33 protein-coding genes are annotated in these 16864 nt (G+C 70.0%); all 33 read left to right on the forward strand.

The features are described 5' to 3' along the window. The first annotated feature begins 91 nt into the window (after nt 1–91). The 33 genes from ABZ953_RS06455 (at nt 92) to ABZ953_RS06615 (ending at nt 16841) form a co-directional block, all read left to right on the forward strand. Nucleotides 92–562, forward strand: a complete 471-nt coding sequence (locus ABZ953_RS06455; RefSeq protein ID WP_361717641.1) for a hypothetical protein — start codon at nt 92–94, stop codon at nt 560–562. Next, nucleotides 559–798, forward strand: a complete 240-nt coding sequence (locus ABZ953_RS06460; protein WP_361717644.1) for a hypothetical protein — start codon at nt 559–561, stop codon at nt 796–798. Before ABZ953_RS06455 ends, ABZ953_RS06460 begins: the two co-directional genes overlap by 4 nt. Next, entirely contained in the window at nt 795–1142 is a 348-nt protein-coding gene (locus tag ABZ953_RS06465; protein ID WP_361717647.1) for a hypothetical protein, read from the forward strand. The genes ABZ953_RS06460 and ABZ953_RS06465 overlap by 4 nt, the downstream gene beginning before the upstream one ends. Beyond that, the gene (locus tag ABZ953_RS06470) at nt 1139–1339 is read left to right on the forward strand and encodes a hypothetical protein (RefSeq protein ID WP_361717650.1); all 201 of its coding nucleotides are present in this window, start codon (nt 1139–1141) and stop codon (nt 1337–1339) included. The genes ABZ953_RS06465 and ABZ953_RS06470 overlap by 4 nt, the downstream gene beginning before the upstream one ends. Next, on the forward strand, nt 1336–1554 hold the full coding sequence (locus ABZ953_RS06475; RefSeq protein ID WP_361717653.1) for a hypothetical protein: 219 nt from the start codon (nt 1336–1338) through the stop codon (nt 1552–1554). The genes ABZ953_RS06470 and ABZ953_RS06475 overlap by 4 nt, the downstream gene beginning before the upstream one ends. Next, the gene (locus ABZ953_RS06480; protein WP_361717656.1) at nt 1551–1763 is read left to right on the forward strand and encodes a hypothetical protein; all 213 of its coding nucleotides are present in this window, start codon (nt 1551–1553) and stop codon (nt 1761–1763) included. Before ABZ953_RS06475 ends, ABZ953_RS06480 begins: the two co-directional genes overlap by 4 nt. Continuing rightward, nucleotides 1763–1954 (forward strand): hypothetical protein, encoded by a 192-nt coding sequence (locus ABZ953_RS06485; RefSeq protein WP_361717659.1) that lies wholly within the window; start codon nt 1763–1765, stop codon nt 1952–1954. The genes ABZ953_RS06480 and ABZ953_RS06485 overlap by 1 nt, the downstream gene beginning before the upstream one ends. Beyond that, nucleotides 1951–2163: a hypothetical protein gene (locus ABZ953_RS06490; protein WP_361717662.1), complete on the forward strand. Its 213-nt coding sequence runs from the start codon at nt 1951–1953 to the stop codon at nt 2161–2163. The genes ABZ953_RS06485 and ABZ953_RS06490 overlap by 4 nt, the downstream gene beginning before the upstream one ends. 109 nt (nt 2164–2272) lie before the next feature. Continuing rightward, a complete protein-coding gene (locus tag ABZ953_RS06495) occupies nt 2273–2746 on the forward strand; it encodes a hypothetical protein (RefSeq protein ID WP_361717665.1) in 474 nt (157 codons plus the stop codon). Continuing rightward, a complete protein-coding gene (locus ABZ953_RS06500; RefSeq protein ID WP_361717667.1) occupies nt 2743–3678 on the forward strand; it encodes a hypothetical protein in 936 nt (311 codons plus the stop codon). Before ABZ953_RS06495 ends, ABZ953_RS06500 begins: the two co-directional genes overlap by 4 nt. Before the next feature lie 168 nt (nt 3679–3846). Beyond that, nucleotides 3847–4788, forward strand: coding sequence for a lambda-exonuclease family protein (locus tag ABZ953_RS06505; protein ID WP_361717670.1), 942 nt, complete (start codon nt 3847–3849; stop codon nt 4786–4788). Next, nucleotides 4785–5594, forward strand: coding sequence for a recombinase RecT (locus ABZ953_RS06510; RefSeq protein WP_361717673.1), 810 nt, complete (start codon nt 4785–4787; stop codon nt 5592–5594). The genes ABZ953_RS06505 and ABZ953_RS06510 overlap by 4 nt, the downstream gene beginning before the upstream one ends. A gap of 64 nt (nt 5595–5658) precedes the next feature. After that, nucleotides 5659–6060, forward strand: coding sequence for an ASCH domain-containing protein (locus ABZ953_RS06515; protein ID WP_361717676.1), 402 nt, complete (start codon nt 5659–5661; stop codon nt 6058–6060). After that, nucleotides 6057–6362: a hypothetical protein gene (locus tag ABZ953_RS06520; RefSeq protein ID WP_361717679.1), complete on the forward strand. Its 306-nt coding sequence runs from the start codon at nt 6057–6059 to the stop codon at nt 6360–6362. Before ABZ953_RS06515 ends, ABZ953_RS06520 begins: the two co-directional genes overlap by 4 nt. Then, nucleotides 6359–6706: a hypothetical protein gene (locus ABZ953_RS06525; RefSeq protein WP_361717682.1), complete on the forward strand. Its 348-nt coding sequence runs from the start codon at nt 6359–6361 to the stop codon at nt 6704–6706. Before ABZ953_RS06520 ends, ABZ953_RS06525 begins: the two co-directional genes overlap by 4 nt. A gap of 76 nt (nt 6707–6782) precedes the next feature. Continuing rightward, the gene (locus ABZ953_RS06530; protein ID WP_361717685.1) at nt 6783–6998 is read left to right on the forward strand and encodes a hypothetical protein; all 216 of its coding nucleotides are present in this window, start codon (nt 6783–6785) and stop codon (nt 6996–6998) included. Beyond that, on the forward strand, nt 6995–7810 hold the full coding sequence (locus tag ABZ953_RS06535) for a helix-turn-helix domain-containing protein (protein WP_361717688.1): 816 nt from the start codon (nt 6995–6997) through the stop codon (nt 7808–7810). The genes ABZ953_RS06530 and ABZ953_RS06535 overlap by 4 nt, the downstream gene beginning before the upstream one ends. Next, complete coding sequence (locus ABZ953_RS06540) at nt 7807–8835, forward strand: hypothetical protein (protein ID WP_361717691.1); 1029 nt, start codon at nt 7807–7809, stop codon at nt 8833–8835. Before ABZ953_RS06535 ends, ABZ953_RS06540 begins: the two co-directional genes overlap by 4 nt. Beyond that, nucleotides 8832–9623, forward strand: a complete 792-nt coding sequence (locus tag ABZ953_RS06545) for a hypothetical protein (RefSeq protein ID WP_361717694.1) — start codon at nt 8832–8834, stop codon at nt 9621–9623. Before ABZ953_RS06540 ends, ABZ953_RS06545 begins: the two co-directional genes overlap by 4 nt. An 81-nt stretch (nt 9624–9704) precedes the next feature. Next, nucleotides 9705–10457: a hypothetical protein gene (locus tag ABZ953_RS06550; RefSeq protein WP_361717697.1), complete on the forward strand. Its 753-nt coding sequence runs from the start codon at nt 9705–9707 to the stop codon at nt 10455–10457. Next, nucleotides 10457–11287 (forward strand): hypothetical protein, encoded by an 831-nt coding sequence (locus ABZ953_RS06555; protein WP_361717700.1) that lies wholly within the window; start codon nt 10457–10459, stop codon nt 11285–11287. Before ABZ953_RS06550 ends, ABZ953_RS06555 begins: the two co-directional genes overlap by 1 nt. A gap of 69 nt (nt 11288–11356) precedes the next feature. After that, a complete protein-coding gene (locus ABZ953_RS06560; protein ID WP_361717703.1) occupies nt 11357–12253 on the forward strand; it encodes a helix-turn-helix domain-containing protein in 897 nt (298 codons plus the stop codon). Continuing rightward, entirely contained in the window at nt 12250–13014 is a 765-nt protein-coding gene (locus ABZ953_RS06565) for a hypothetical protein (RefSeq protein WP_361717706.1), read from the forward strand. Before ABZ953_RS06560 ends, ABZ953_RS06565 begins: the two co-directional genes overlap by 4 nt. Continuing rightward, the gene (locus ABZ953_RS06570) at nt 13011–13352 is read left to right on the forward strand and encodes a hypothetical protein (protein WP_361717709.1); all 342 of its coding nucleotides are present in this window, start codon (nt 13011–13013) and stop codon (nt 13350–13352) included. The genes ABZ953_RS06565 and ABZ953_RS06570 overlap by 4 nt, the downstream gene beginning before the upstream one ends. Next, nucleotides 13349–13555 carry a hypothetical protein gene (locus ABZ953_RS06575; RefSeq protein WP_361717712.1) on the forward strand — a complete coding sequence of 69 codons (207 nt, stop codon included), beginning with the start codon at nt 13349–13351 and terminating at the stop codon, nt 13553–13555. The genes ABZ953_RS06570 and ABZ953_RS06575 overlap by 4 nt, the downstream gene beginning before the upstream one ends. Next, complete coding sequence (locus ABZ953_RS06580) at nt 13552–13857, forward strand: hypothetical protein (protein WP_361717715.1); 306 nt, start codon at nt 13552–13554, stop codon at nt 13855–13857. The genes ABZ953_RS06575 and ABZ953_RS06580 overlap by 4 nt, the downstream gene beginning before the upstream one ends. Beyond that, nucleotides 13854–14069: a hypothetical protein gene (locus ABZ953_RS06585; protein WP_361717718.1), complete on the forward strand. Its 216-nt coding sequence runs from the start codon at nt 13854–13856 to the stop codon at nt 14067–14069. Before ABZ953_RS06580 ends, ABZ953_RS06585 begins: the two co-directional genes overlap by 4 nt. Next, on the forward strand, nt 14069–14719 hold the full coding sequence (locus tag ABZ953_RS06590) for an AAA family ATPase (RefSeq protein ID WP_361717721.1): 651 nt from the start codon (nt 14069–14071) through the stop codon (nt 14717–14719). Before ABZ953_RS06585 ends, ABZ953_RS06590 begins: the two co-directional genes overlap by 1 nt. Before the next feature lie 77 nt (nt 14720–14796). Next, nucleotides 14797–15024, forward strand: coding sequence for a hypothetical protein (locus ABZ953_RS06595; RefSeq protein WP_361717724.1), 228 nt, complete (start codon nt 14797–14799; stop codon nt 15022–15024). Then, nucleotides 15021–15464 carry a hypothetical protein gene (locus tag ABZ953_RS06600; protein ID WP_361717727.1) on the forward strand — a complete coding sequence of 148 codons (444 nt, stop codon included), beginning with the start codon at nt 15021–15023 and terminating at the stop codon, nt 15462–15464. The genes ABZ953_RS06595 and ABZ953_RS06600 overlap by 4 nt, the downstream gene beginning before the upstream one ends. Beyond that, nucleotides 15461–15706, forward strand: coding sequence for a hypothetical protein (locus ABZ953_RS06605; RefSeq protein ID WP_361717730.1), 246 nt, complete (start codon nt 15461–15463; stop codon nt 15704–15706). Before ABZ953_RS06600 ends, ABZ953_RS06605 begins: the two co-directional genes overlap by 4 nt. Next, a complete protein-coding gene (locus ABZ953_RS06610) occupies nt 15706–16107 on the forward strand; it encodes a hypothetical protein (protein WP_361717733.1) in 402 nt (133 codons plus the stop codon). Before ABZ953_RS06605 ends, ABZ953_RS06610 begins: the two co-directional genes overlap by 1 nt. Further along, nucleotides 16104–16841 carry a hypothetical protein gene (locus tag ABZ953_RS06615; protein ID WP_361717736.1) on the forward strand — a complete coding sequence of 246 codons (738 nt, stop codon included), beginning with the start codon at nt 16104–16106 and terminating at the stop codon, nt 16839–16841. The genes ABZ953_RS06610 and ABZ953_RS06615 overlap by 4 nt, the downstream gene beginning before the upstream one ends. The last annotated feature ends 23 nt before the right edge of the window (nt 16842–16864 follow it).

A 16864-nucleotide genomic window follows, 5' to 3' on the forward strand; every position in this document is an offset into this window, starting at 1 on the left:
CGGCATGCGGCCCCAACCGCCGGGCTCTCACACACCGGCAGCCGGGGCCTACGACCCACCTCTCATCATCCCTGAAGAGACGAGGCAGATCGTGCCTTCATCATCCCAGACCCCTGACGGTGGGCAGCAGCCCGAGCCGTCGACCGAGGATTTCTTCCGTGAGCTGACCGCCGAGTTGGCCAAGGAGTCGTACACCCCGTTCCGGGCTCTGTTCGAGCAGGCGCAGTGCCGTCTGCAGCACGAGTCCCCACACGTTTTCGAGCCGACACTGATCGGCCGCCGCGCCTGGGAGGGGCTGCACGCCGAGGAGCAGGAGACGGCTCTGAACGACCTGTTCTACGCGTACTGGTCGGTGCAGGAGTTCGAGCGGGACGAGCAGGAGCGTTACGCCGCCCGGGAGGCCGAGTCGCTGCTGGAGGCGTTCGACGTGACCTCGCTGATGGGCGAGGTGGACCGCCAGCCGGGCGCTGAGGTGCTGGTTGGGCGTGCCCAGCTGGCGCGTGTGCTCGCAGAGCTGGAGCGCCTGCAGTCCCAGGCGCTGGACGGCGGTGACGAGCGATGAACATCTCCACCTTCCTGGCCGCCCTGTCCGGCGGCGACCTTACGGCCGATGCGGTGGCGGAGGAGCGGTGTCTGCGCCCGCCGATTGGCTGCGGTGAGCCGCTGGTCGACGAGGACGGCACGGCGCGCGTGTTCTGGGACGCCGTCGAGGCGGCCCGCTATCAGGCGGAGTGGCGGATCAGCGGGCTGTGCCCCGGCTGCCAGGACCAGCTCGCCGACGGCGAGGTGGCGTCATGACCGCTGAGAACCGGTCCGGGCTGCGTGGGGTGAATCGCGGAGCCGAGGCGGCTGCCGAGCTGGAGCACCGGCTGACCCTCCTGGTGGCGGACAACGCCCTGCTGCGTAAGCGGATCGAGGACGTCGATGACCTCCTCGCCGACGTGATCGCCGACCGTGACCGGCTGCGGGCGGAGACGGCGCACCTGGGCCGCCGCCTGGCCGCTGTGCACGCGGTGTGCGATCACGCAGAGAAGCAGGCCCGACGGTCCGCACCGGGGTGGGTGGCACATATCCGCACCGCTGCTGGCGGCGACTCCGCGACCGTCCTGACCGCCACGGCCGGCGAGGAGGCCGCGTCATGACCACTCGCCAGTATCCGATCCAGCCCGTCCCGGAGGACGACTCCCGCTTCACCTTCGGTCTCACCGTCGATGTAGCGGCAGTCCTCGAGCAGCACGGATACCCGAAGGTCGCCAACGGTCTGGACTTCGTGGACCTGCAGCAGAGCCTGTTCCAGTTCCTGTACGGCGGCGCCGGTGACCAGGAGGCGATGTCATGACGACGATCCGCCCCCGCGACATCGCCGCCCTGGACGTGCCGCTCGCCGATGTCGAGGCCGAGGTTGCGGCGATCAGCGCCCGCGCGCACGCCGCCGTGCCGAACCCGGACGGCCAGCACCTCGATCAGTGGCACGCGTTCTTCGACATCGACCCCGACCTGCTCGGCCGGGACTACAGCCAGCCCACCGACGCGCGCCCCGGAGGTGCCGCATGAGCAGGACCCGTGTCAGCCAGGCCGTGATCATCCTGGGCGGTATCCCGGAGGACATCGTGCTCGACGTCCACGACGGGCACACCTGCCTCGGCCTCGGAACCGCCGCCGCGATCAACATCGACGACGCCTCACCCGAGGTGCTGTACCGGGCGGCCGCACTGCTCGCCGAAGCCGCCGCCAAGAAGGCCCAGCTGAGGGCGGTGGCGTGATGACCGCCATGGTCGCGGGCCGCCCACTGGCGGACCTGGAAGAAGAGTCGCTGGTCGCCGTCGAGCAGGAGTGGGGACGGCGGGCCCACAGCGCCAAGCCGTGGACGACGGAGGAGTACCTCGACCATGTCGCGAAGGTCCACGCCCGCTACGCCAACTTCCGCCACTGGCAGGAAAGGCAGGCGTCGTGACCGCCCTGCTCCCCGAGCGGACCGTCCTTGACGAGCTGCCGCCGATGCCCGACACCGCACCGCCGATCGTCCTGCCTGACCTCCTCGCCGGTGTCGGCCTCAAGCCCCGCCGCGTACCGGCCTGGATCACCGACCGGGGGCTGATCGAGTCGATCCTCGCCGGACACATCGACATCCCCGACGACCTCCACCCGGAGGCCGTCTCATGAACCCGCACGCGTGGTGGCTGCTGGTCACCATCTTCGCCGGTCAGGTCCACGCGGCCGTGGTCCTCGCGCAGATCCACCACATCCGCGCCAACCACCCGGGGAGCCATCGATGAGCATGCTGACCCGCGCCCGCAGTATCGGACGCCACCGCGGCAAAACCCCCGCGCAGCTGCGGGCCGAGCTCGACGAAGCGATCTGCATCGGGCTCGCCCAGCAGACCCTCATCGCCGAACTCACCGCGGAACGCACGCGCCTCGAAGGCCAGTTGGATGCGGCCGGGATCGAGTTGTCCGGCGCCCGCGAAGACCTGCGCGCCGCCCGGAAGCAGATCCGCCACCTCGAGGCAATCGTGCTGCTGCGCGACCGGAAGATCGACGACCTCAACCGCAAGATCGACGTTGGCGTGAAAGCCGAACACGTCATCTCCAAGACGCAGGAGCTTGACGGCGAGGAGATCCGCCGCCACTGCGCCACGGCCATCCCCGTCCTGCCGCTGCACGCCTCCCCGCAAGCCGCGGTCACCAACCCCGGCATCGTCCGGCAGACCAGCTGGGGCCAGGCCGCCGAGGGGGTGGCGTCATGAAGGAGCCCAGTCTGCGTCTGCTGTCTCTGGGCGCTGGTGTCCAGTCCACGACGCTCCTGATGCTGTCAGCGGATGGCGTTCTGCCCAGACTCGACGGTGCGATCTTCAGTGATACCGGCTGGGAGCCCGCCGCGGTCTACGAGCACCTCGACCGTCTGGAAGCCGAGGTTGCGAAGTCTGCAGGCATTCCGATCTACCGGGTGTCGGCGGGCAACATCCGCCGCGACGCCCTTGACCCGGCGCACCGCTTCGCCAGCATGCCGCTGTTCATCAAGAACCCCGACGGCGGCGACGGCATGACCCGCAGGCAGTGCACTGCCGAATACAAACTGAAGCCGATCAAGAAGAAGGTTCGCCTCCTCCTCGGCTGCCCGCACCCCAGGCCCGTGCCGCGCGGCCTGTTCGCCGAGCAGTGGATCGGCATCTCCCGTGACGAGTTCGGACGCGCCAAGGACTCAGGCATCGCTTACCTGAAGAGCATCTTCCCCCTCCTCGACCTGGCCGGTGCCGCTGACGGCCGCGAAGGCTGGACCCGCGACGACTGCCTCCGTTACCTGAAGGCCAACGGCTGGGAGTCCACCCCCAAGAGCGCGTGCATCGGATGCCCCTTCCACGGCAATGCGCAGTGGCGCCAACTACGAGATCACCACCCGCAGGAGTGGGCGGACGCCGTCGACTTCGACCACTCCATCCGCGCCGGGAACGCCCGCGGCAACGCCCGCGGCAACGCCCGCGGCAAGCCCCTCCTGGGTGAGGCCTACCTTCACCGCTCCCGCCTCCCGCTCGACCAGGCCCCCATAGACCGCGTCACCGCCCACGAGTGGGGCAAGCAGCAGACCGACATCTTCGGGCAGATCGCCGACGCCGAACTCGAACAAGGCGACCCCGATGGCTGCTCGCCCTGGGCGTGCCGGTCGGGCAACGCCGCCTAGACCGCCGGGCTCGCCGGATGGACAGCGACCAGCGAGCCCGGCACCAACCACCCCATAGCCGCCGCGTCGAGCAGCCGGCCAGCTCCGCGGCACCCAGGGCCCGCCGCCCCTACCTCCCCCCGGTCCCGGGGCGGCGGGTCCGACCCTTCACACCCAGAACGGAGTCACATGAGCACCACTGAACGCACCAGCTACACCCCGTCCGGGCTGCACATCGGCTACCTCACCCCCGGTACGGCTGCCTGGGACGAGGCCCGCGCCGGGCTCACCGTCACCGCCACCGAGATCGCCGCTGTCGTCGGCCTGTCCCCGTGGATGTCCCGCTTCAGCCTCTGGCACAAGAAGTCGGGCCTGCAGACCCCGCCGTTCGAGATGACCCCCGCCGTCGAGTGGGGCGTCCGGCTCGAGGACGCCGTCGCCCTCAAGTGGGAGGAAGAGCACCCCGGCATGCTCGCCACGGCGGCCGGAACATGGCAGCACCGCGAGCGTGAGTGGCAGCGCGCCACCCCCGACCGGCTCGTCCTCGGGCCGCCCGCCCACGAGTTCACCGTCCCCGACACCGTGGACTCCCTGCTGGAGGTCAAGACCAGCCCGTATGGCGAAGGCTGGGGGCCGTCCGGCAGCGACGAAATCCCCGTGCACTACCGCTGCCAGATCCAGTGGCAGCTCGACACACTCGGCCTCACCACCTGCCACGTCGCACTGCTGGTGGGCGGATTCGACTACCGCGAATACACCGTCGACTACGACGCCACCGAAGCGAAGATCCTCCGCGATGCGGCCGACCGATTCCTCGACGACGTCCGCAACAGCGTGAGGCCGCCCATCGACGGCGCCGACGCCACCTACCAGACCATCCGCGTCCAGCCCGACGGCCTCGACGACATCGACGTCGAAGTCCCTCTCGAAGACGCAGCCCGGTACGAGATCGCGCAGCAGCAGATGGCGGTCGTCAAGACCGAGCTGACCGCCGCGAAGGGCGTCCTCCTCGACCACATCGGCACCGGCAAACGGGCCGTCGTTGGTGAACGCCGCATCGCCTACCGCACCGTCCGCGACGGCAAAACCCACAGCCTCAGCCCCTACACCAGCAAGGACGCCGCCGCATGAGCCAGATCAGCAACGCCATCGCCACCCGCGATCAGGGCCCTGCAGCTCAGATCGAGACCTACCGCAGCGAGTACGCCGCTCTCGTCCCCTCCCACGTCAACGCCAACCAATGGATTCGTCTCGCCGTCGGCGCCATCCGCGGCAACAAAGACCTCGAGCAGGCCGCTGCCAACGACGTCGGCGTCTTCCTGCGCGAACTGAAGACCGCCGCGCGCCTCGGCCTGGAACCCGGCACCGAACAGTTCTACCTGACGCCCCGCAAGAAGAGCGGCCGCAAGGTCATCCAAGGAATTGTCGGCTACCAGGGCATCGTCGAGCTCATCTACCGCGCGGGCGCCGCCTCCACAGTGATCGTCGAGTCGGTCCGCGCCAACGACACCTTCCGCTACGTGCCTGGCCGAGACGCCAAGCCCGTCCACGAGATCGACTGGTTCGGTGCCGACCGCGGCCCCCTCGTCGGCGTGTACGCCTACGCCGTCATGAAGGACGGCGCCGTCTCCAAGGTCGTCGTCCTCAACAAGCACCGCGTCATGGAGATCAAGGCGAAGTCGGACTCCAAGAACTCCGAGTACAGCCCGTGGAACACCAACGAGGAATCCATGTGGCTCAAGTCCGCGGTCCGCCAGCTCGCCAAGTGGGTGCCGACCTCAGCCGAGTACATGCGCGAGCAGCTCCGCGCCCAGGCCGAAATCACCGCGGAGACGCCCAGCCTCGCCGACGCCCCGCCGCTCCCGCCCACCGCCAACGCGCTCGACGACTACGACCCCGCCGACGAGGGCCCGATCGAGGGCGAACTCGTCGACTAGCCCGCACACGATCGAGCCGCCCGCGGGCTTAGCGCGGGCGGCTCCCTCCCAAGGAGACCACGTCATGAAGGCACTGACCATCAAGCAGCCCTGGGCGGACGCGATCGCCCACAGCACGAAGCGGACCGAGAACCGCACCTGGACTACCCGCTACCGCGGCCCGATCCTCATCCACGCAGGTGGCGCCTACGACCAGACCGCCGGGCGCACGGTTTCCGACCTGGCCGCTCTCCACTCCTGGCCCGACTACCGGGGCGCGATCATCGCCACCGCCACCCTCGCCGACATTCACGTCGCCGACGGCTGCTGCGCGCCGTGGGGTGAGCCGGACGTCTACCACTGGCAACTCGCCGGGGTGCACGCCCTGCCCGAGCCCGTGCTCACCAAGGGACGCCAGCAGCTCTGGAACCCGGCGCCCGCCATCATCCGCGCCGCCCTCGACCAGATCGAGGAGGACGCGTCGTGACCTACCGCCCGCTCACCGTGTACGTCGTCGCATGCGACGCCCGCGGCTGCACGCAGACCGTCCACTTCTACGACTACGACGCCGACGAGCAGTACGAAATGCGCCTCGACAAGCCGGAGATGAGCCCGCGCCTCCGCCGGGAGATCACACAGCAGGGCTGGATGATGTCCGGCCGCTGGCTGTGCCCCGACGACGCGAAGGCGGCAGCCGACACCGCCGTCGAGCGCATCGAGATCGAACTCACCCACGAGGCGCTGTTCGACCTGCAGCAGCACGACGCACCGACGGGAGACGCGTCATGACCGCGACCGTGCAGCCTGCCCTCGACGGCAGCATCCCCGCCCCGACCAAGACGCGGACGCAGCGGCAGGCGGAGGACTACGAGACGTGGCTCGCCGAAGTCCGGCCGCGCTTCATAGACGCCGCAGCAACGGGACGTGTCTTCACCTGCTACGAGATCGCCGACGCCCACGACCTCCCGGCGCCCCCGAATCCCCAGGCGCACTGGGGGCGGCTTATGACGCTCCTCCGTGAGGAGGGCTACGTGCGGACCGCCGGATGGGCCTGCTCCGACCGGCCCACCGCCCACCACAGCGGAGTCCGCACCTGGAAAGGCACCGCCGCCGCCAGGAGGGCCGCCGCATGACCGTCTGGATCTACCCCGCCGCGGTCGTCCTCGCCGCCGCCATCGAAACCGTCCGCTGGGCCGTCAGGAGGCGGACGTGAAGGAAGACGCGCTCGACCTGATCGCCACCTACACCGCCATCGCCAACGGCGTGGCCGCGGTCATGGGTGCCGCCCTCGTCATCGTCCTCGGCTTCGCCGCCTGGGTCGTGATCTCCCTCGGACGGGCCGCCTTCGACCGGATCGGCGCCTCCTTCACCCGCGCCAACCAGACCATCACCGACATCCAGCAGCCCAGGCAGGAGAAGTCATGACCACCCGGCCCATCCCGCCCCACGGAAGCGAAGCCCGCTACCGAGGCACCAGGACTGGACGCCCCGGATGCCGATGCAACGACTGCGTCCGCGGCCAACGCCAGGCGGGCATCGCCCGCGAACGGCGCCTCCTGCGCGGCGAACGCAACATGATCCCCCGCGCCGAACTCCTGCCACACATCCAGACACTCGTCGACAGCGGCATGAGCCGCATCCTCATCGGCCGTTACGCGAACGTCGCACAAAGCACCATCACCTACCTCATCAACGGTCGCAGCCAGGCATGCCGTCACGACGTCGCCGCACGCATCCTCGCCGTGCAACCCAGCCACTTCGACAACATCTCCGAACGCCCGGCCATTGGCACCATCCGCCGCGTCCGGGCCCTGTACTCCCTCGGCCACTCACGGCACACCATTGCCACCCTGACCGGCCTGAGCACCGCCGGAATCAGCCTGCTAGCCGACGGCCGCTGGACCGTCATCGATGGCAGCCGGGCAGCCGCAGTCGACCGCGCCTACCGGCAGCTCATCACCACCCGCGGCACCAGCTGGAAGAACCAACGGCGGGCAGCTGCCGAGGGCTGGCACGGACCCCTCGCCTGGGACGCCGTCGATGACCCGCAGGCCACACCCGATGTCGACGAGTACGTCGACAGGCGTGGCCGCCCCGCCGAGATCGACGCTGCCGAAGTTGCCCGCCTCACCCGCGCAGGCCACAGCACCGCCGAGATCGCACTCCAACTCGGCTGCCACGTCCGCACCGTCACCCGCGCCCGCGGACGCATTTCACCGCAGGAGGCGGCGGCATGAGCGACCGGCCGCACGGCTACGCCCGATACCGGCTCGACGGATGCCGCTGCTACCCCTGCGCCATTGCCCGCAGCCAGTATGACGAGAACCGCACCAAGGCGATCACCGCCGGAACCTGGCAGCCCTGGGCCGACGCCGAGCCAGTGCGCGTCCACGTGCGCACCCTCCAGTCCTGCCACATGGGCCTGCGCACCATCGCAGCCCGCGCCAACGTCAACCGCAAGCGCCTCCAGGCGCTGCTCGTCGGCCGGCCCGAGCGCGGAACCGGACCGCAGGAGAAGGTGCGCCCCGAATTCGCGGTCGCCGTCCTCGCTGTCGAGCCGACTATGGAGAACCTCGCGCCGTCCACGCTCATCAACTCAGCCGGGACCCGACGCCGCCTGCACGCCCTGGTGGCCGCGGGATGGCCGCAAGGACAGCTAGCCATCCGGCTCGACATGACCCCCGGAAACTTCGCGATGATGATCGGCTGCGAACACGTCCTCGTCCGCCGAGCCCTCGCCGTGCAAGCCCTCTACAACAAGCTATGGCGCGCCGACCCTCTCGAGCACGGCGTCGGCAATCAGGCCTACAGCCGGGCCCGCAACCACGCGGCGGCCCGCGGCTGGTCACCCGTCGGCGCCTGGGATGACGACACCATCGACGACCCGGCCACGGAACCCTGGTCTCCCGACGTGCAACGGATGAGCCGGAATGAACTGGCCACCGCCCGCAGAGAGGAAGTCGAACACCTCGACGGCTGCGGCCTCTCCGAGCACGAGATTGCAGACCGGCTCGACGTGGCCTACACCACGGTCCGCAACATCGTCCTCGAACTCCGCTCCGGAACCCGCCGCGACCGCACCCCACCGCCCGCGCAGTCGACGAAGCCCAAGGTCGCGCGGCAACCGGCCCAGTGCGGCACTCGATCCGGCTATCAGCGTCACGTCCGGCTGAAGGAGCCCATCGACGCGGCCTGCCGACAGGCCAACACCGACGCCGACAACCGCCTCCGCCGAACCGGCAGCACCAAGGCCGCCGCGTGACCGCGCCGGGGGGCCGCCCGCACGGCAACGCGAAGTACCACCTGGAAAAGTGCCGCTGCCGCACATGCTGCGACGCGGCCAGCGCCTACGACACCAACCGATCTCGTGCGATCGCCTACGGACGGTGGCATCCCTACGTCGACGCCGAACCTGTCCGCACCCACGTCAAAGCGCTCTCCGAGTTCGGCATCGGCTGGATGCGGCTCGCGAAGATCGCAGGAGTGCCGCGAGGATCGGTCTCCAAGCTGCTGTACGGAGACCCCAGGCGCGGGATGGCCCCGTCGAAACGGCTCCTGCCGAAGAACGCCCAAGCGATCCTGGCCGTTGAGCCAGCCCTGGAACACCTGGGCTCCCGCGTCCCCATCGACGGCACCGGCACCCGCCGCCGGCTGCAAGCCCTCGTGGCCAAAGGCTGGAGCCAGTCGGAACTCGCCCGCCGACTCGGCGTGGACCGCGCCAACTTCGGCGGAACCATGACCCGCGGACTCGTCTGCGCCTCGACAGCCCGCACCGTGAACGGCCTCTACGACGAACTGTGGCGGCTGGACCCCGAACAGCACGGCGTACCCGCCCGCTGGGCCGAACAAGCCCGCACCCTCGCCGCCGACCGCCGGTGGGCGCCACCCGGAGCGTGGGACGACGACCAGATCGACAACCCCGACGCATGGCCCGACTGGACCGGCTGGTGCGGAACCCCCGACGGCTACCGCATCCACTACCGAGTCCGCGTCCCCCTCTGCCCGCCATGCCGCACCGCCCGCACCGACGCCCGAAAGGCCGCCGCGTGACCGGCCGCCGGAGCCGCGCCGGGCCCTGACCCGGACACCACCCGCAGACCCATCCGCACCGCAACCAGAGAGGAGGACCGCGTGAACGAGATCGTCCAGGCGTCCACCGCAGAAGAAGCCCGCAGCCGAGCCGACCGCATCCGTACCGGCATGCGCGTCCTCGCCGAATGGCAGACCGACGTCATCACCGCCTACGCCGCCCAGGACTGGCTCGCCCTCGGCTATGACACGTGGGACGCGTACCTCGACGGAGAGTTCGGCGAGCACCGCGTCAAACTGCCGCGAGACCAGCGCCGCGAGATCGTCGCCAGCATGTCCGCCGCTGGCATGTCCAGCCGCGCCATCGGAGCCGCCGTCGGCGTTGATCAGAAGACCGTGGTTACCGACCGGGCTGCAACTGAGGAATTTTCCTCAGTCGGTTCCACGGTGCTGTCCCTCGACGGTCGTGAGCGCCCAGCTTCTCGTTCGACGCCCCTCGAGCAGGAGGTCGTCGAGGCCGAGCTGGTCGACGAGCCCGCCCGCCCGGAACCGCCGAAGCAGAAGCGGCGCCCGCTGCCCGAGGCGTTCACCGACGCAGGCCGCGACCTCACCCGAGCCGCCGAGCGCCTCGCCCGGCTCACCGAAGACGACCGGTTCGCCAAGAACCGGGAGACCACCCACCACCAAGTTCCCGAACTCCTCGGCGCCTTGGAGCACACCACCCGCCTCGTCACCGCCATGAACCTCCCCGCGGCCGAGGCAAGCGAAGAGGCCCGCCGCTGGTGGGCGACGAGCCTCCACAAGATCAGCGACGCCCTGACCGACGTCGCCAACTCCATCGAGAAGGAGCAGTAATGCCTAAAGCAACCGTACCCGCCGCACGCGGACCCCAGTACAAGGTCATGGAGGTGACCCCCGACCTCGCCGAGAAGTGGCTCGCCCAGAACACCCACAACCGCAACCTGCGCGAGAAGGCCGTGATGGCCTACGCCCGCGACATGGAGTCCAGGAACTGGGCCGAGAACGGCGAGTCCATCAAGTTCGCCAAGGACGGCACACTCCTCGACGGCCAGCACCGACTGCAGGCCATCGCCCTGTCCGGCGTGACGGTCAAGATGCTCGTCGTCACCGGCCTGGAGAACCGCAGCCAGGAAACCATGGACGACGGCCGGAAGCGCACGCTCTCCGACGCCCTCCACCTGCGGGGAGAGACGAACTCCGTCATCCTCGGCTCCTTGCTGCGCCGGGCGCTTATGTGGGAGATGGGCCAGTACCGCAACAGCGGCGCCTACACACCGACCAACACCGAGTGCCTGACCTATCTGCTCGAGCACCCGGACGTGCGGGTATCTGCTTCAGCTGCTGCCTCCCTGCGCAAGCCCACACGCCTCCCCGCTTCGGTGCTTGGCCTGACGCACTGGGTGTTCTCCCGTATCGACATGGAGGACACCACCTGGTTCTTCGATCGCCTCGGTTCCGGGGTCGGGCTGGAGCAGTACCACCCCGTCTGGACGCTGCGGAAGCGCGCGGCGGAGGCCGCCGACAGTCAGGGGCGAGTACCGGAAGACATGCTCCTCGCCTTCGTGATCAAGGCGTGGGACGCATACCGGGACGGCGACGAGATGCGCCTTCTCCGGTTCAAGCCAGGCGGGGCCACGCCTGAGCGCTTCCCCTTCCCGAAGTAGCCGTACCGCGGGGCCGGTCACGGCCTGCCCCGCCCCTCTCCCCGCTCCTGCGCACCGAGAAGAGATCCCGTGAGCATCAAGGTCACCAACTGGGTGTGGGCCCGGTCCGAGTCCCGCAACGGGGCCCGGCTGGTCATGCTCGCGCTGGCGGATCGGGCGGACGATACGGGGTTCGCGTGGCCGTCGATTGATGACCTTTGCGAGCGGGCCAAGCTGTCGCCGAGGGCCGTCCAGAAGGGCATCGCGAAGCTCGTCGAGATAGGGGAGTTGGAGGTCGAGGAGGGGGGTGGGCGAAGGGTCCGGAACCGCTATCGGATCGTCCCCAAACCCCGCACATCTGACGGGGTAACTGGCGAGTATCCCAGTACATCTGACGGGGTTACCGCCGGTAAACCCCGCACATCTGACGGGGTATCGCCCACAGAAACCCCGCACTTTGCGACGGAAACCCCGTCGTTTGCGACAGAAACCCCGTCGTTTGAGCACGGAAACCCCGTCATATCTGCGGGGGAACCATCAATAGAACCGTCAGAGAACCGTCAGGAGAACCACCACAACTACCCGGCAACGAAAGAAGATCGACTTCCTGCCGTCCGGAGCACCAAAGAGCCCCGGCTCCCTGACGAGATCACCCGCCTCCAGGACGCCATGAGCGGCGCCGGAATCAACGTGCCGTGGAAGTTCTACGGCGACGACATGATCCGCACCCTCAACGACATCCAGCGCCTCGGCATCCCGCTGATGGTCGAGCAGGCACTCAAGGCCGAACAGAGCGCCACCAGGCCGATCTTCAGCAGCCGCTGGTTCTACGACGGCTGGCACGCCATGCGCGCCCCCGTCGCCCTCGATACGCCCGGCGGGAACGTCGTCCGCCTCCAGCACCAGCCTCTCGTCGGCACCGACGCCAAGGTTGCCGGCTGGATGGCCATCGCCGAACAACTCCGCCAGGAAGGAGACCCCGCATGAATGCAGACGAGGCTGCCGAACTCCTCGCGCACTGCTCCGGCTTCGACAACCGTCAGCCGTCCGTGGCCGCCGCCAAGTCGTGGGCCGCCGCACTGCCCGACCTGCCGTTCGACCACGACACCCGGGCCGCCGTCGCCGCCTACTACACGACTCCGCCGAAGGATCCCGACGCGAAGCTGTGGATCCTGCCGCACCATGTCCGCACGCTCCGCTCAAAGATCCGCTCGGCGCGGCTGGAGAACTTCCAGTACGAGCCGTTGCCGGACGAGACGGTGCCGGAGTACCTGGTTCGCTACAAGGGCCAGGTACAGGCCATCGCCTCCGGCCGCGTCGCCGGACCCTCGAGCGCCCCGATGCTCGAGGGTGGCCCGGCCCGCGGGTTCACCGCCGAGCTCGAAGCCCGCGGCTGGAACGTCGGCCGCGACGTGCCCGACTCCGACGAGGAGCCGGTCGAGGCCGAGCTGATCGACAGCGTGCGCCGATCGGGACCGCTCGGCGTCGAATGCCCGGTGGAGCAGTGCCAGGCGGCGATAGGCAGGCCGTGCAAGGGCCCCGGCGGCTCCGAGAAGCAGCCGATGGGCAAGCCGCGCCTGAGCCCACACCATGCCCGCGTCCGCGCCGCCAGCGGCGAAGCAGAGCTGACTGCTGCGGAGCGCCTCGAGCAGGAGCGGGCGATCAAAGCCCGGTCCGCGCAGCACCTGGCCCGCGAAGCCGACGACATACCCGACGCCGTGATCGTCGACGAGGAGGCCGCTTCGTGAGCGATGCCCGGATCCCTGACGACGGCGGCATCCAGCCCGCCGACATCCGTGCCGTGCGCGGTGAAGGCAGCAGCGAGCTGCGGGCCTTGATGCGGGCGCAGGTCGACATCGGGCGTGCCCGTCGTGAACCGCCGAAGAAGCCGCCCCCGCCGCCTCCCGGTCACCGGCCTGGCGAGTGGCCGCCGGGCACCTCGTCGCCCGGTCCGCCGCCGGAGTGGAGCTACCCGCCCGAAGCGTGGCGGGCCGCCGCCCGGCACCTCAGCAACGAGATCAACCGACCTGATCAGCCCTGCGACTGCGGCAACTGCCCCAGCGCCGACACCGAGGAGAACCGATGACACCCGCCGAAGAGATCCGCGCCGCAGCCGAGCTCGCCGACTTCAGCCCTGCCGAGATTCGCCTCTCGGCTGACGCCCTTCAGCAGCCCCTCGTTGATCTGCTGCTGCTCGGCGCGCGGCATACCGAGGAAGGCACGTGGTCCTCGGTCCTCGTCGACCACGTGCTCGCCATGGCGCGCGCCCTGAACGGAGGTCCGCGATGACCCTGCACGCCGGTGCTCCGATGCCTGAGCAGCTCCGTCACTGGATGCGTGCCAAGGCCCACCCCGCCCGCTCCGTGCCGTGCCCGCACTGTGGGGCCGCCGCCCACAAGCCGTGCCGCCTCCGCACCCGCAACGGGTTCAAGACCGAGCCGCACCCGCAACGGATCTCCGAGTGGGCGAAGACGACCGCCTGCTGCCCGGCCTGCCAGGTCGAGCCCGGCATCGACTGCCACGACGACGGCTGGGCCCGCGCCACCGTCCACGCCCGCCGCTATCAGGAAGCCGAGGAGACTGCCGCGTGAGCGCCTACGACCGGCTGATGGCCGAGGCCCTGCCGACCGGGACGTTCGGCCACGCGGAATCTGTGGTGCCACGCCGCACCGTGCAGTCGGCCCGGTGGACTGCCGTCGAGCAGGCCGCCCACGTCGCCGCTCTGGAAGCCGAGTTGGAGCGCCTCGAAAGCCGTGGCACCGGTAAGCCCGAACTCCGCCTCGTCGAAAACGAGGCCGCCTGATGCCGCCCGCTGAAGCCCGGCCGCCGCAGCCGCGCGGGGACCGGTACGCGGTCGGGTCGCCCGCGCGCGCCGTGGTGACGCTGCATCTGCCGCGCGGCCTGCCTGGCTCGGGCAAGTCGACGCTGGCCCGCGGTCTGGCGGCGGCGGGGGCCGTGCATGTGGAGCTGGATGCTCACCGGCGCCGGGTGTGGCCGCAGTGTCCGTCGTCGTGGGATCCGTACACGGGGCCGGGGCTGGCGGTGCAGATCGAGTTCGAGGCGGAGGTGGCCGAGCACCTGGCTGCGGGCCGGGATGTGGTGGCCGACCGGACGAACCTCGACGGCCGCGGCGTGGCCCGGTTGCGGCAACTGGCGCCGTGGGCGCGGCTGGTGCTGCATGACCTGACGCCTGTGCCGCTCGGGGTGTGCGTGCGCCGGGATGCGGTCCGGCCGGTGGGGGAGCGGGTCGGGGAGGCGGGGATCCGCGCGCTGTGGGAGCGGTGGCTCGCACGGCCTTCCGGTGAACCGGTGCGAACCACCTTAAAGCAGGCTCCTGTTGTGTCGCTGGACGTTCCCTCTCCCGCAAACGGCACCCGAGGAGCCGCGAGAAGCCGCCCAGGAGCTCCCGAACCGGCCCAGCCGGAACCGAGCGGCACCCGGGGGGTCCGTTAGGCCGTCAGGGAGCCGCACAGAGCCTCGAACCCGACCGAGCGGCCCCGAGCCTCCTCCGACAGCCCCGAGAAGGACCCGTGACCGAGACACACCCCGACGACCGGTGGGAACCGGCCCGGCGCCCCAAAGGCCGCATCCGCAACCTCAGCCCCGCCCAACTCGCCCTCGCCGACGACCTCCACATTCGCGCGCTGGCCCTCCGCGCAGCCTCCGACGGCGACCTGTCGATACGCGAAGCCGTCCACCTCGCCGCCGTCCAACTCGGCCTCGAAACGCCCGCACCCGACGAAGGAGAAGACCGATGACCACTCGAATCCGAACCACCACCCCGGACCGCCTGAACCCTGACGGCTCGACGACGTTCCACCTGAAGCGCTGCTGCAACGGCTGCGGCCAGAAGCTGGGCGATGTCGCCGACTGGGATGTCGACGATCACGGCAACCTGACCGACGTCCGCGACGAGTGCCCCAACTGTGCTCCGCTCGTCGAGTTGGAGGCTGCGGGCTGCAAGACGTGGCAGCTGACGCCCCGGAGCATCGCCCGCGTCGCCGACCAGATCGACCGTCTGCGCCCGTGGGTTTTCACCAAGGGCTACTGGCAGGAGGTCGACGGGAAGCTGCAGGTCGTTGGTCTGCGGATCGGCGAGGGCGAGACGCGCGTCGTGGCGTTCTTCGACGACTGGATCATCCGGCACCCCGACGACCGGTTCTCCGTGCACGCCGCGCCGGAGGAGGCGCAGCGATGACCACCTTCCACCGCCTCTTGATCGCTGACTTGGAGGCGGACCGCGCCCTGCAGTTGTCGATCGTCGCGAACCCGCCCGCGCCGGAGCTGGTTGCTGGCGCCCGTGAGAGGGCGTCCACGTTCCTTGCCGCGATCGGCCGGACTCTCGCCCGCTTCGAGGGTCCGGAGGCCGCCCAGCGGTACATCGAGCAGCACGCCACGGCCGGAGTGCTGGCCCCGAACTCGACCCGAATGGAGGCCTGATGTCCCGCGAGAGCGAGCGGGTGGCGTCCGAGGTGCAGCGGTCGGTCCTTGCCGACACCCTCGACCTCGCCGTCCCCCTGGCCATGGCCGAACTATGGGACTGTCCCGACAAGGCGCTCGCCGCCATCGCCCGTGAGGCAGCCAGCATTGTCGGCTCGCGCGGTGACGTGCTGCTGTTCGGGGGCCAGCACTGTGCTAGCACGTTCAACCAGCTGGCCCGGGGTCTCGCCGCCATGGCCCTGGTCGCCCCCGGCGGCGCGACGTACCTCGGCCGGCACTGGTGCTGCATGCCGGGCTGCAGCGGCTCCGCTGCCGACCACCCGCAGCCCGGTGAAGGTTCGCGGACCGTCACCGACTTCCCCCTGCCCGTCACTTCCGCCGACGGCGAGGTGGCCGCATGACCGACGACCTGCACGTCGCCCACGGCTTCACGCTCGGCGACCTCCACGCCATGGCCGTCGCCGCGTGCAGCGCCGACCGGTCGCTGGCCTCCGACGCCCGCACCCGCTACGACACCGCCTGGTCCGCGATCGCCGACGCCCTCGCTGTCGCCGACGGCGACGATCCGCCCGCCCGTACCGACCTGGTGCGCACCGGATGGCAGGCCATCTACGCGGAAGTCCGCGAGATGCGGCACACGTTCGGCTTCAAGGACCGCGACGGCACCACCGGCGTCGCGACCGCGCCCCGCTACGTCACCTACTGGACGGTCCGCCACCACGACCCCGAGGACGGTTTCATCGAGCGTCTCGCCGTCCGCCAGATCCTGCCCACCCTGCCCGGCCTCTACCGGGACGCCGTGATGGCGCTCGCGGTGCACGGCAACTACCAGGACGCGGCCGATGCTCTCGGTATCGGCTACACGGCTTTCGTCGCCCGTATCCGTACCGCCCGCCGGCGTCTGCATGCCTTGTGGTTCGCCCCGGAGACCGCCCCGCCGGTCCGCGGCACGGACCGGCGGGGCGCCGCTTACGGCAAAGCCCCGGCCACGCACTGCTCGAGCGGGCACGAGTGGACGCCGGAGAACACCCGCATGTCCAGCAGCTGGCGCGGTGCCGGGCACGCCAAGGTGCGCCGCTGCCGGACCTGCGAAGCAGAGCGCAGTAAAGCCCGCCGTGGCGCGGAAGCCGCCTGACCGCCCCGTGATCCCCGACCCGA

The sequence above is a fragment of the Streptomyces sp. NPDC046465 genome (assembly GCF_040646035.1).
Taxonomy (GTDB): domain Bacteria; phylum Actinomycetota; class Actinomycetes; order Streptomycetales; family Streptomycetaceae; genus Streptomyces.